The following is a 13,796-nucleotide window of genomic DNA, read 5'->3' on the forward strand; positions in this document are numbered from 1 at the left end:
TTGTGTTTAAATCTACAGGTCGTGAAAGGGTTATGGAAGTTATAAATAACATTCTATTGTTATTGATTGCTTTAACAATGCTCTTTCCTTTCTTTTACATTTTTTCAGTTTCGTTTTCGAGTGTAAGTGATGTACTTAATAGTGAATTCCTATTATGGCCAAAGGAATGGGTGACAGATGCTTATACCTATATTTTGGGTTCTGACCAGTTTATTCGGTCCCTCTTTGTAACGATTTATATTACAGTGGTAGGAACATTTGTGAATCTCGTGTTCACCTCCACAATGGCTTATACATTAACAAGAAATATTATTGGTCAGCGTACGATCATGTTCCTTGTATTGTTCACGATATTATTTTCTGCGGGAATGATTCCTACTTACATTATTGTGAAAGAAACTGGTTTATTAAATTCGTTATGGGCTTTAATAATTCCGGTTGCAATAAGTCCTTTTAATCTAATCATCATGACACAATTTTTTAAAGGTATACCTGAAGAACTAACAGAGGCAGCGGTTATTGATGGCGCCAATGACATTCAAATTTTTTCTAAAATTATTTTACCTTTATCGAAGCCAGCTTTAGCAGCCTTTGGTCTGTTTTATGCGGTTGGTCATTGGAACAGTTATTTTACAGGAGTACTATATTTAAACGATCCTGCGAAATGGCCAATACAAGTCATTTTAAGGCAAATTGTAATTGTGAATGAGCCAAATGCTGCTCTTGGTGGTCATGCAGCAATGTTAGAAGCATTACCTCCTCCGGAAACAGTTCAAATGGCTGCTATTTTAATAGCTACCTTACCAATACTGATTGTATATCCTTTCTTACAAAAACATTTTGCTAAAGGAGTGATGCTTGGATCGGTAAAAGGATAATAGTAAAGTTTTTCTGTATTGAGTGAACTTAAATAATATTTTTACTTAAAAAAATGATGGAGGGGTTTACTTGAGAAAAAAGCATTTGATTATTAGTTTTCTAATTCTTTTCCTAAGTTTTATATTGGTAGCTTGTTCAGATGAGACGACAGAGGATGGGAAGGAAACAGAAAAAGAGAAAGAAACTGCAACTGAAACAGAAAAAAACATTGAAATTGACCCGTTCGATCATACTGAAAAGTATACTATTACAGGGATGACATTTCGCTTTGGTGACCCTCCCCCTGTAACAAGCCCTGGGCTAGACATGATAAATGAGCGATTTAACGTTGATTACAAACCAGAAATTATTCCGCAAGGAGATTATATTGAAAAATCTTCAGCTATTGTAGCATCAGGTTCTATGCCAGATTTAGTTGGATTTCCTGGAACAGATACACGATTTTATCAATGGGCTGAAGATGGTGCATTTTTACCTTTAGATGATTATTTAGCACATTATGAAACTCTGGGTAATATCCCAGATTATATTTACAATTCATTTAAAGTGGATGGTAAAATTTACGGAATTCCACGATATTCTCAGCCGTATCCTGTTACCCCTGTTATACGTAAGGATTGGTTAGATAAATTAGGTCTTGAAGTTCCAACGAATTACAAGGAACTGGAGGAAGTTGCGATCGCTTTTACAAAAGACGACCCAGATGGAAATGGTAAAGCGGACACTTATGGTGTTGCAATTGGCGAAAATATAAATCCAAACTTCAATATGGGAACTTATTGGGACTTTAACGCATGGTATCACCAAAATGATAACGGGGATTATATTCCTGGTGTGATTTCTGAGGGAAGAAAAGAATTAATTCAATTTTTTGCTAACATTTATAAAGAAGGCGCAATGACAAAAGATTTTGCAGTACTTGACTGGGCAAGTACCAACACGGAATTTTATTCAGGCAAAGCTGGGATATTTGTTGGTGGAGTCTCTGGTATGTCTGAAGCGTATTTCGAAGGGTTATTAGCAGCTAATCCAGATGCTAAACTTGTAGCAATACCTCCATTTGAGGCACCTGATAAATCGAAAGGTTTTACAATGGGATCGGGTTATTCGGGAATTCTTGCTTTAAATGCAAAACTTGCAGAAGATGAGGGGAAAATCTATCGAGCTTTAGAAATGATAGACTTTGGAAAGAAATACTATCCAAGAGATGAAAAGAATCCTCAAAATGAGGATTATGATTTCTTTTTAGGAAAAGAAGGAATTGGTTATAACATGGAAAATGGAGCTCCTGTCCAAGTTCCAACATTCTCATCTGACGGGCTAGCACCTTCGACTTACTTCTTAGATAACAGAGAGCAAGTTCCAACGGATGCAAAGATTAATTATGCCGACGATTACAAGTTGCCGGAGTTGAAGGAAATGACAGCGTCATTACAGGAGATGTTCGAGTCAAATCAACTATATGTTGATCCTTCATACGGAGTCTTGTCACCAACAAATCAAGAAAAGGGTACTGATTTAATGCAATTTTTGATTAATGAACAATCTAAAATGATTGCTGGTCAAAGACCAATATCTGATTGGGATAATCTTGTTGATGAGTACTTGAAAAAAGGCGGAGAAGCGATAATTAAGGAAGTAAATGAAGGAATTAAGGCTAAAGGGTATACTGATAGAGAATGGAAATAATAAATAGTTGACCTTTAATAGGCATATCAAGCGTGTTGATGTATTGTTATATGTGGAATTTAAGTAAAATAGTTAGCACTCACATAATAATAGATGAATAAGGCAAAGTAATCTAAAGTTACAAGTTGGCTACTTTCAGTAATAGGACTACCAACAAAAGAGAGGAGGGCAGTGACGGTAGTCACTGCCCTCCTCTCTTATATGTTGGCCAAAGTCTGTTCACAGGGCTCCGAGAACCATTTTGAGATACGTAGTCTACTTATTTTTAGCTATTCTAATGATAGATTATACTCTATGCTCCTTATAAACATCTTGTTTGGTAAATTCACTTACTTTATCAAGTATGCCTACAGAAACTTGCTGTTTGTAAGCATGAATTGTCTCTAATAACTGCTGAGAACTACTAGCACCAATAATCATCGATCCTGTAACTTTACTTTGTAATACATATTGAAGTGCTATGGAGTTAAGGGGCTTATCTAATGATTGAAGATTTTCAATCGTCTCGATTAATTCACCTTTTGAATAGGACAAATATTCGTCTGTTTTGTTTGCTCGGCTTATCCCTTCTGGAGTTAATAAGCCTTTTGCTAAAGTTCCGCGTGTTAGAAGAGAAACTTCATTTTTTTCCAGTAAGGAAAACCATTCTTCAGGTCTTCGATCTAATAAACTATATTGCATCATTACAGATACTGCATTGCTTTTCGATAAAAAGCGATCGATTACATTTGGTCGAATAGAAGAAATTCCGTATTCACGAATAAGTCCATCCTTTTTCAGTGATTCCATCGTGTCAATTACTTCATCAACGTCATCCTCCATAGTGCCACCATGCAATTGATAAACGTCTATATAATCCGTTTGCAGTCGCTTAAGTGATTCGTGAACTGCTGTAGTTATCCACTTTTTTGATGCATCCCATGTCCAGCCTTCTCCTGTTTCATTAGTACGATTGCCGACTTTTGTTCCAAGAATTATATCTTTACGATTATTCTTCAATGCATTTCCGACAATTTTTTCATTTTCTCCTTTGTTGTATAAATCTGCCGTGTCAAAATAGTTAATGCCATTATCAAGAGCGAGTTGAATAATTTTATTAGCCATTAGTTGATCTGTTGGTAGTGACATACAGCCTAGACCAATCTCCGAAAGATATAAATCACTTTTACCAAGCTGTCTTTTTTCCAAGATTTATCACATCCTTTACTACATGGTACAATGAGAATTATACAGTTTCAAATGAAAGGAAGTAGAGTGATGAAAAAATTTGAGGAAAAAACAATTCAAACTGACCTTAAATATAAAGGTAGAATTATTACGTTACAAGTGGATGAGGTATTATTACCAAACGGGGAAAAGAGCAATAGGGAAATAGTTAAACATCCAGGGGCTGTAGCTATAATAGCTCTAACAGAAGATAAAAAGATTGTATTGGTGGAACAATATAGAAAAGCTCTAGAACGTTCAATTATTGAGATTCCAGCTGGAAAAATCGAACCTGGGGAGCCACCAGAAGTAACAGCATTAAGAGAATTAGAAGAAGAAACAGGTTACACGACAAGTAAACTAATCTATATTCAATCATTTGCTACATCTCCTGGTTTTGCGGATGAAATTATCCATCTTTATTTTGCAGAAAATATAGAAAAAATGACAGTAAAAGCAAATCTTGATGAAGATGAGTTTGTAGAATTAATGTATGTATCAATGGATGAAATGGAATCTCTTATAAAAAATAAGCAAGTTTATGATGCTAAAACAGCGTTTGCTTTTCTTTGGTTAAAAAACTATTTACAAGAAAATTAATTTTAAAGATAATTATTAAATTTTAATAGTTTTGTTTGAGTTTTTGTTGGCATATTTAATCTTTGTACAAGCATATGATGGAAATAGATAGGGAGGTGTTCAAATCGAACCAGACTTATACTATTTTCATTTCATTATGCGTGCTCGTATTTAGTTTTATTGGTGGTTTAATACTATTCGAAAAAAGTACTACAGAACAACAGCAATGGATTATTAATCTCTTGGACGCTCGTGTTCTCTTGGCAGAACAACCTACTTTTCTAGAAACTATTTTTCCGCACTTGATGATAGCAGTTGTATTTTTTTTATTTTATCAACACCGATATTTACGAAAACTAATATTAGTTATTTGTGCATTTAAGATTACTTTTTATGGTTTTTGTTCTAGTTATCTATTACAAACCCAAGAATCCACTTATCCATACGTGTTTTGGTGGTTTCCGTTTCAATTAGTATATTGCATCCTTCTTCTAGCTCTAGCAAATCGGATTAATTTGTTTACGTTGTCCTTCTATATAATTATTATAATTATAGAGTTCTTTGTTATACCATTTGTATTATTTAATAATTAGTTCTTGTTAATAATTATTATCGTGTGAATCTCTTGTCATTAGAATTCACTATTTGGTATAATGTAAGAAGTTTAAGGAGGCGTCATATGGAAAGCCGTATTGATCGTATAAAAAAACAATTATCTGGTGCGAGCTATAAACTGACGCCACAGCGCGAAGCGACAGTCCGAGTATTGCTTGAAAATGAAGAAGATCATTTAAGTGCTGAGGATGTATTTTTACTAGTTAGAGAGAAATCTCCTGACATAGGGCTTGCTACAGTTTATCGTACATTAGAATTATTAAATGAATTGAATGTTGTCGATAAGATTCAATTTGGAGATGGAGTATCGCGTTATGATTTAAGACAAGAAGGAGCTGCTCATTTTCATCACCATCTTGTTTGTATTGAATGTGGAGCGGTAGATGAAATTCAAGAAGATTTATTAGAAGACGTGGAAGCGATCGTTGAAAAAAAATGGAATTTTATAATAAAGGACCATCGATTAACTTTTCACGGAATATGCCACCGTTGCCAAGATAAATAGATTTAAAGGAAGCATTTATCAATAATCTGAGGATAGCAAATTGCTATCCTTTTTTTTATAAGGAGGTAAACAATGAAAAAAGGAATGCTTCAATTAGAAGATTATTTGCATTTTTTGCGGATTGAACGTCAATTGGCAGATAACACACTAATATCCTATAAAAAAGATTTAATGGATTATATAAATCATATTTTTAATGAGCAAAAATTACATAGTTTAGATGAAGTAGAGCGCCAGAATATACTTATTCACTTACGAAAGTTAAAGTCAGAAGGGAAAAGTCCAAGATCCATTGCAAGACATATTTCTTCGATTCGTTCGTTTCATCAATTTTTGTTGAGAGATAAAGTAACAAACCATGATCCCACCATCCATTTGGAAATTCCACAGATGGATCAAAAATTACCAAATTTCCTTTCCGTAGAAGAATTAAACAATTTATTAAGTAGTATCGATGTTTCAAAGCCTCAAGGTAAACGAGATTTAGCAATGTTTGAATTAATGTATGCAAGTGGTATGCGTATTAGTGAGTGTCTAAATTTGAATTTGGAAGACTTACATTTAACTATGGGATTTGTTCGTTGCTTTGGAAAAGGTGGGAAAGAGCGTATTATTCCATTAGGTGGAGCAGCAATAAAAGCGTGCCAAAATTATATTGAAGAGGCACGTCCAAAATTATTAAAAGCTACTGAGAAGACTGATGCCATATTTATTAATCAAAGAGGAAAAAGATTAACTAGACAAGGGATATGGAAGTTATTAAAAATGCATGCTATGAATGCAGGAATAACAAAAGAAATCACTCCACACGTACTTCGGCACACTTTTGCTACTCATTTGATTGAAAATGGAGCCGATTTACGAGCGGTTCAAGAGATGCTTGGTCATGCAGATATTTCAACGACACAAATATATACACATGTAAGTAAAACTCGTTTAAAAGAAGTATATAAACAATTTCATCCAAGAGCATAACTTTAAAATTTGTCAGAGGTCTGACCTGTACTTTATTAAAAATTTTGGTAAACTAGAAGTAAACAGTGGGAGGGAAAAAGATGAGAAAATTTAAACGTATCCATGTCATCGTCATGGACTCAGTTGGAATAGGTGAGGCACCAGATGCGGAAGCATTTGGGGATACAGGATCACATACCTTAGGACATATAGCTGAAAAAATGAACGGCTTGAACATGCCAGAGATGCAAAAACTAGGGTTAGGAAATATTGAAACGATAAAAGGCATTTCACCTGTCCAACAACCTTCAGCGTATTATGGAAAAATGCAAGAAGCTTCTGTAGGAAAGGATACTATGACGGGTCATTGGGAAATCATGGGTTTAAACATCGATAAACCTTTCAAAGTATATCCTAATGGATTTACAGAAGAATTAATCTCAGCATTAGAAGAAAAAACTGGACGTAAGGTAATTGGTAATAAACCTGCAAGTGGTACTGCGATACTAGACGAACTTGGTGAAGAACATATGAAAACTGGAGCAATTATTGTGTATACTTCTGCTGATCCAGTACTCCAAATAGCTGCACATGAAGAAATAGTTCCACTCGAAGAACTATATCGTATTTGTGAAATTGCAAGAGAACTAACTCTCTCACCTGAATATTTAGTTGGAAGAATTATTGCACGTCCATTTATCGGAGAACCTGGAAACTTCATACGAACATCCAATAGACATGATTATGCTTTAAAGCCCTTTGGAAGAACAGTTATGAATGAATTACAAGATGCTGGTTTAGATGTGATAGCATTAGGCAAAATAAACGACATATTTAATGGGGAAGGAATAACTTCTACCGAACGCACGAAAGATAATATGGATGGAATGGATAAGTTAATCACGACATTAGATAAAGACTTTACTGGCATAAGCTTTTTAAACTTAGTAGATTTTGATGCATCATTTGGGCATCGCCGTGATCCACTTGGATATGGGAAAGCTTTAGAAGAGTTTGACGCACGCTTAACAGAAGTCTTACCAAAGTTAACAGAAGACGATTTATTGATTATTACTGCAGATCATGGGAATGATCCTACAATGCCGGGAACGGACCATACACGTGAATATGTTCCTTTAACAGTATATTCTCCACTGTTGAAAGAGATGAAAGAACTTCCTTTACGTAGCACATTTGCTGATATCGGGGCAACTATTGCTGAAAACTTTGGAGTATCAAAAACGAATTTTGGAGAAAGCTTTTTATCCTTACTTAAGTAAAGGGCGGGTCAAAACAATGAGAATGATTGATATTATTGAAAAAAAAAGAGACGGAAATTCTTTAACGAAAGCTGAAATAGACTTCTTTATCCAAGGATATACGAATAATACCATTCCAGACTATCAAGTCAGTGCGTTCCTAATGGCTATTTTCTTTCAAGATATGAATGATGAAGAGAGAGCGAATCTAACGCTTGCAATGGTAAACTCAGGGGAGCAGATAGATTTGTCTGCTATTGAAGGGATAAAAGTAGATAAACACTCAACCGGGGGAGTTGGCGATACAACTACACTTGTACTAGGTCCGTTAGTTGCTGCGTGTGGCGTTCCTGTTGCTAAAATGAGTGGACGGGGTCTAGGTCATACTGGCGGTACTATCGATAAACTAGAAGCAATTGAAGGGTTTCATGTTGAGCTTTCTCCAGAACAGTTTGAGAAACAAGTCAACGAACTTAAACTAGCTGTGATTGGTCAAAGTGGTAATTTAACTCCTGCGGATAAGAAGTTATATGCACTTCGTGATGTAACTGGGACCGTAAATAGTATACCGCTTATCGCAAGTTCCATTATGAGCAAAAAGATTGCAGCTGGAGCAGGAGCAATCGTTTTAGACGTAAAAACTGGCGAGGGAGCATTCATGAAAACGACAGAAGATGCTAGAGAGCTTGCAAAAGCAATGGTACGCATCGGTAATAATGTCGGAAGAAAGACAATGGCTATCATTTCAGACATGAGTCAGCCTTTGGGGTATGCGATTGGAAATGCACTAGAGGTCATTGAAGCAATTGAAACGCTTAAAGGAAAAGGACCAAAAGATTTAACGGAACTTTGTTTGACTTTAGGAAGCCAAATGGTTGTGGTAGGAGAAAAAGCCGATTCGTTAGAGGAAGCAAGAGAGATGCTCCTAAAAGTTATAGAAGACGGTTCTGCTTTAGATATTTTTAAAAGGTTTATTAAGAGTCAAGGTGGAAACGATGCCATTATTGATGATATTTCATTGTTACCTCAAGCAAAATACACCATTAATGTTCCAGCTAAACAGGATGGTTTTATTACGTTCATGGAAGCAGATGAAATAGGTACTGCAGCAATGCTATTAGGAGCAGGGCGAGCTACGAAAGAGTCAGAGATCGACCTTGCAGTAGGTATTGTATTACAGAAAAAAGTTGGTGATTATGTTAAGAAGGGCGAATCACTTGCAACCCTATATGCTAATACAGAAAATGTACAAGAAGTATTAGACAAATTAACTGCTAACATTGAAATTGAAGATACACAAAAAGAAGCCCCACCACTTATTTATGAAATTATAACAGCTTAAATTTATTACAAGTAGGCATCTTGCGAAAGTTTAAAAAAACTTTTGCGAGATGCCTATTTTTTGTTTAGAAATAGAATAATATTCCTATACTAGGAATGAATAATTCTTTGTCGAAAATGAACTAAAAAACAATGATTTTTTCTACTTTTGTCAAGCGCAAGGATTTTCATTTGTGGATGTTGAATAGCGCTATCAGAGGAGGCGATTTTATGTATCACGAAGTAGAAAAAGTCGGAGACGAAATAATTATTATTCGATTAAAAGGTGAATTAGATCATCATGGAACTCATGATATACGCAATGAGATAGTACCGATGATCAAAAATGGTTCTATTAAAGTAATAGTTTGGAATTTAAAAGATTTACATTTTATGGACAGCTCTGGAATCGGTCTAATTCTTGGTAGAATGCGCGAACTTGCACCAGTAGATGGACAAACAATTATTGTAAATCCATCCCCTACGATGAAGAAAATTTTCGAGTTTGCAGGTTTAAGCCCATATATTTATAACGAATCAGAAATTGAAATTATGTCAAATTTAGGGGGAATCGTTTATGGACAATGAGATCACATTATCTTTTATTGCCAAAAGTGAGAATGAAGCGTTAGCTAGAATGGTAATGTCTAGCTTTATTGCTGAAATTGATCCAACCATTGAGGAATTATCGGAATTTAAAACAGTTATTTCAGAAGCAGTAACAAATGCAATTGTTCATGGATACGACGAAGATGGTGTTGGGAAAATAGAAATTCATGCGCAAAGAATAGGTAGAGAAATAGTTGTTTCTATTGTTGACTCTGGCAGAGGAATTCGAGATATCAATCAAGCACGTGAGCCTCTTTTTACAACGAAACCGGAGGAAGAACGTTCTGGAATGGGGTTTACCATTATGGAAAGCTTTAGTGATGACGTGGACATTTACTCTATTCCTGATAGGGGGACAACGGTAACCATTACGAAGAAATTTGTACCAATTCAAGAGTCATGTAGGATTGTCTAATGATGATGAATAATAAGCCGACTACTTTACTTACACAAGAAAAAATGAGGGAGTTAATTGCTTTATCGCAATCGGGTGATAAATTAGCGAGACAGCAGATGATTGAGGGTAATACGAGGCTTGTTTGGTCTATTGTGCAACGGTTTGCATCAAGAGGGGCCGACTTAGAAGATTTGTTTCAAATTGGTTGTATTGGTTTAATGAAGTCCGTCGATAAGTTTGACCTTAGTTATGAAGTTAAGTTTTCCACGTATGCAGTTCCGATGATTATTGGAGAAATTCAAAGATTCTTAAGAGATGATGGGATGGTTAAAATTAGTCGTTCCATTCGAGAGCTGAATTTTAAAATCCGTCACGCAACAGATGACTTCATGAAAAAGCATGAACGACAACCGACTATACTTGAACTAGCAAGTATTTTAGAAGTTTCAAGAGAAGAAATAGTCATGGCAACAGATGCATTAAGAGATCCAGCTTCGTTACAAGAACAACTATATGAAAATGAAAGTGGAGATGCTTTGACTTTGATGGATCAAATGAAAGATGAGCGCTCTGAAAAGTCATTTGATCATATACCGCTTAGAGAACTAGTAGAAAAGTTAGAAAAAAGAGAACAGATGATTATTTATTTGCGATATTACCTAGACTGTACTCAAAGCGATATTGCAGAACGATTAGGTATATCTCAAGTACAAGTCTCAAGATTAGAGAAGAAAATCTTAACTCAGCTTAAAACTTGGTTGGTACCTGCTGGTTTTGCGCATAATCCAAAAGCAAAAGATGGGTGATTAAAACGAAACCGCTATTTTCTAATATGTCAGAAGCAGAAGAGTACTTAAAAGAAAAGTTTGGCGTCAATGAATCGTATGATGTGGGAATATTGCATACCCATTTATACGAATTTCCAGTACTGCTTGTCTATATAAATGGTCTAGTAGATGGGCTAGTGCTTACTGAATTGTTAACAAATGTCCAAGATAATAATTGGCATACAGATTTAGATGAGAATAGAGTAATGGAGCATTACTTTCCTTATCACGCCATTACAGAATATGATTCGAAGGAAAAATGGCTTGCAGCACTTCTTAGTGGACAAGTTACATTTATATTAAAAAATGGCTCTGTATATACGATAGATGTAAGATCATATCCAGGTAGACAGCCAGAAGAGCCAGATAATGAAAAAGTAGTAAGGGGTTCTCGTGATGGCTTTACAGAAAATATCGTACAAAATACGGCATTAATCAGAAGAAGAATCCGTGACACCGATTTGCGGTTTGAATTACATCAAGTTTCTAATTTAGGTCAAACAGACATAGCAATTACTTTTATTAAGGGCATAGCCAATGAAGATAATTTGGTTCAGATTCGTGATAGGCTAAAACAAATTAATCATGACGGGTTCACGATGACGGATAAAGCCTTGGAGGAATGGTTATTTAAACAAGGCTTTCATCCATTGCCTTTTGTAAGATTCACCGAAAGACCTGACATTGCAGCAGCTCATTTACTTGAAGGACATATTGTGATCGTTGTCGATACTTCGCCGTCTGTCATTATTGTTCCGACAACACTTTTTCACCATCTTCAGCATGCCGAAGAATATAGGCAGGCTCCTATAATTGGTACAGTTGCACGACAGTTGCGGTACTTAGGAGTGCTACTAAGTTTATTTCTTTTACCTTTGTGGTATTTATTAGCGAAGCATCCTGAATTTCTCCCTAAAGCATTAGAGTTCTTAGGGCCGAAGAAGTTAAGTGAAATACCGCTTTTATTACAGATTCTATTAGCAGATGTTGGTATAGAATTTCTGCGATTAGCAGCTATTCATACACCTACCCCATTGTCTACAGCAATGGGAATTATTGCAGCATTGGTAATTGGACAAATGGCTGTTGATGTAGGTTTGTTTATTCCAGAAGTAATTTTGTATACAGCTATCACTGCAATTTTTACATTTGCTATTCCATCTTATGAGTTAAGTATAACGACAAAAATTTTCAGATTGTTTATTTTGTTGAGTACAGCAGCATTTGGCGTAAACGGGTTTTTCATTGCTCTCGTAATTTTGTTTTGGTATGTGTGCTCGGTGAAACCTTTGAATGTTCCCTATTTATGGCCAGTTGTTCCTTTCTTTCCTAAGGCTTTTTTACGTATTTTTATAAGATTTCCTATGCCTGCAGATGCAAAAAGACCTTTTATTACACGAGCGCCTGTTCGCAAAAGGTCATGAATAACATTGCATTTGCCTCATTTTCTGTGGTAAAGTTCATATAGAAATAGAGGAAAAGAGGCGGGAGACATGGTGATGGTATCAAAGCATGCTGTAAATGAAAAAGGACACTTATTAATTGGTGGAATCGACAGTACAGAATTAGCTAAAACTTATGGGACACCACTATTTGTATATGACTTGTCGCTAATTAGAGAGCGTGCACGTGGATTTAATAACACGTTTAAAGAACAAAATGTACAAGCCCAAGTTGCCTATGCAAGTAAAGCATTTTCAAGTGTCGCAATGTATCAAGTAATGAAGCAAGAAAATTTATCTCTTGATGTCGTTTCGGCAGGAGAGTTATTCACCGCTTTAAAAGCTGGATTTCCTGTTGAACGTATACACTTTCATGGGAACAATAAAAGCAAAGAAGAATTATTGTTGGCGCTTGAGCATAAAATAGGTTGTATCGTGGTAGATAATTTCTATGAATTAGAATTATTGGATACGTTAACTAAAGAACACAATCAAAAAGTAAATATTCTATTGCGTGTTACTCCTGGCGTAGAAGCACATACACATGACTATATTACAACAGGGCAACAAGATTCCAAGTTCGGATTCGATTTGTTAAATGGACAAGCTGACAAAGCGTTCCAAGAAGTTTATCAACATGATTATATTCAATTACTTGGATTGCATTGCCATATTGGATCTCAAATTTTCGAAACAATCGGATTTAAAGTTGCAGCCGAAAAATTAATCAAAAAAATGATTGAATGGTATAATAGTTATGGATTCCTGTGTACTGTATTAAACTTAGGTGGGGGCTTCGGTATTAAATATACGGAAGAAGACTCTCCTCTTGAGCCGTCTGTTTATGTGAGAGAAATGATAAAGGTTGTTAAAGATTTAGTGGAAGAAGTTAACTTGGCAATGCCAGAAATTTGGATTGAACCAGGCAGATCACTAGTTGGAGATGCAGGTAGTTCTCTGTATACAATAGGTTCTGAAAAAGAAGTACCAGATGTACGGAAGTATTTAGCAGTTGATGGTGGTATGTCCGATAATATTCGACCAGCATTGTATGGAGCACTTTATGATGCAGTTATTGCAAATAAAATGGGTGAAAAAAATGTTGAAAACTATACAATCGCTGGTAAATGTTGTGAATCAGGTGATAAATTAATTGAACAAATTTCATTACCTAAAGCGGAGCCAGGGGATATTTTAGCAATGTTTTGCACAGGAGCATATGGCTATTCGATGGCTAGCAATTACAATCGTTTAGTAAGACCTGCAGTCGTTTTTGTGGAAAATGGCAAACATCAATTAGCGGTAAGAAGAGAAACGCTGGAAGATATTGTCCATCTTGACCTTCCTTTATCATTAGAAAAGGAGTGAAACAAGATGAAAAAACAAAACATTATTCTGTTTCTTATTTTACTTTTAGCTGGAATTATTTGGGGTTTAATATACTGGTTCTTTATAGCTCCTAATAGTAATTTGTAATTGAAAAAATTGTCACGTAAAAATATTCTTTTAAAGAAA

The 13,796-nt window shown here is 35.4% G+C and carries 13 protein-coding genes; 12 read left to right on the plus strand and 1 reads right to left on the minus strand.

Features of this window, described 5'->3' with window-relative positions; all coding sequences use genetic code 11:
• The first annotated feature begins 32 nt into the window (after positions 1-32).
• Together PGC35_RS08525 and PGC35_RS08530 are read left to right on the plus strand one after the other, a co-directional pair.
• Positions 33-878, plus strand: a complete 846-nt coding sequence (locus PGC35_RS08525) for a carbohydrate ABC transporter permease (RefSeq protein ID WP_156350756.1) — start codon at positions 33-35, stop codon at positions 876-878.
• Between the two features lie 70 nt (positions 879-948).
• Positions 949-2,568: an extracellular solute-binding protein gene (locus PGC35_RS08530; RefSeq protein WP_053589848.1), complete on the plus strand. Its 1,620-nt coding sequence runs from the start codon at positions 949-951 to the stop codon at positions 2,566-2,568.
• Positions 2,569-2,853: 285 nt separating this feature from the next.
• Here PGC35_RS08530 and PGC35_RS08535 read toward each other — a convergent pair whose 3' ends face one another.
• Positions 2,854-3,756 (minus strand): aldo/keto reductase, encoded by a 903-nt coding sequence (locus PGC35_RS08535; RefSeq protein ID WP_375218863.1) that lies wholly within the window; start codon positions 3,754-3,756, stop codon positions 2,854-2,856.
• 69 nt (positions 3,757-3,825) lie between these two features.
• Between PGC35_RS08535 and PGC35_RS08540 the strand changes: the two genes are divergently transcribed.
• From PGC35_RS08540 to lysA, 10 genes are all read left to right on the plus strand, one after another.
• The gene (locus tag PGC35_RS08540) at positions 3,826-4,374 is read left to right on the plus strand and encodes an NUDIX hydrolase (RefSeq protein ID WP_056829419.1); all 549 of its coding nucleotides are present in this window, start codon (positions 3,826-3,828) and stop codon (positions 4,372-4,374) included.
• A gap of 658 nt (positions 4,375-5,032) precedes the next feature.
• Entirely contained in the window at positions 5,033-5,473 is a 441-nt protein-coding gene (gene fur, locus PGC35_RS08545) for a ferric iron uptake transcriptional regulator (protein ID WP_053589843.1), read from the plus strand.
• 72 nt (positions 5,474-5,545) lie between these two features.
• Positions 5,546-6,448: a site-specific tyrosine recombinase XerD gene (gene xerD, locus PGC35_RS08550; protein ID WP_375218864.1), complete on the plus strand. Its 903-nt coding sequence runs from the start codon at positions 5,546-5,548 to the stop codon at positions 6,446-6,448.
• An 80-nt stretch (positions 6,449-6,528) separates the two neighbouring features.
• Complete coding sequence (gene deoB / locus PGC35_RS08555; protein WP_375218865.1) at positions 6,529-7,707, plus strand: phosphopentomutase; 1,179 nt, start codon at positions 6,529-6,531, stop codon at positions 7,705-7,707.
• A gap of 16 nt (positions 7,708-7,723) precedes the next feature.
• Positions 7,724-9,028, plus strand: a complete 1,305-nt coding sequence (locus PGC35_RS08560; protein WP_375218866.1) for a pyrimidine-nucleoside phosphorylase — start codon at positions 7,724-7,726, stop codon at positions 9,026-9,028.
• 209 nt (positions 9,029-9,237) lie between these two features.
• Positions 9,238-9,594 (plus strand): STAS domain-containing protein, encoded by a 357-nt coding sequence (locus PGC35_RS08565; protein WP_053589839.1) that lies wholly within the window; start codon positions 9,238-9,240, stop codon positions 9,592-9,594.
• Positions 9,584-10,030, plus strand: a complete 447-nt coding sequence (gene spoIIAB, locus PGC35_RS08570) for an anti-sigma F factor (RefSeq protein WP_053589838.1) — start codon at positions 9,584-9,586, stop codon at positions 10,028-10,030. Before PGC35_RS08565 ends, spoIIAB begins: the two co-directional genes overlap by 11 nt.
• Entirely contained in the window at positions 10,030-10,818 is a 789-nt protein-coding gene (locus PGC35_RS08575; RefSeq protein WP_053589837.1) for a SigF/SigG family RNA polymerase sporulation sigma factor, read from the plus strand. Before spoIIAB ends, PGC35_RS08575 begins: the two co-directional genes overlap by 1 nt.
• Before the next feature lie 26 nt (positions 10,819-10,844).
• A complete protein-coding gene (locus PGC35_RS08580) occupies positions 10,845-12,263 on the plus strand; it encodes a spore germination protein (protein ID WP_375218924.1) in 1,419 nt (472 codons plus the stop codon).
• A gap of 69 nt (positions 12,264-12,332) precedes the next feature.
• Complete coding sequence (gene lysA / locus PGC35_RS08585) at positions 12,333-13,649, plus strand: diaminopimelate decarboxylase (RefSeq protein WP_375218867.1); 1,317 nt, start codon at positions 12,333-12,335, stop codon at positions 13,647-13,649.
• Positions 13,650-13,796 lie beyond the last annotated feature (147 nt).

The sequence above is a fragment of the Psychrobacillus sp. PGGUH221 genome (genome assembly GCF_042055255.1).
Classification (GTDB): domain Bacteria; phylum Bacillota; class Bacilli; order Bacillales_A; family Planococcaceae; genus Psychrobacillus.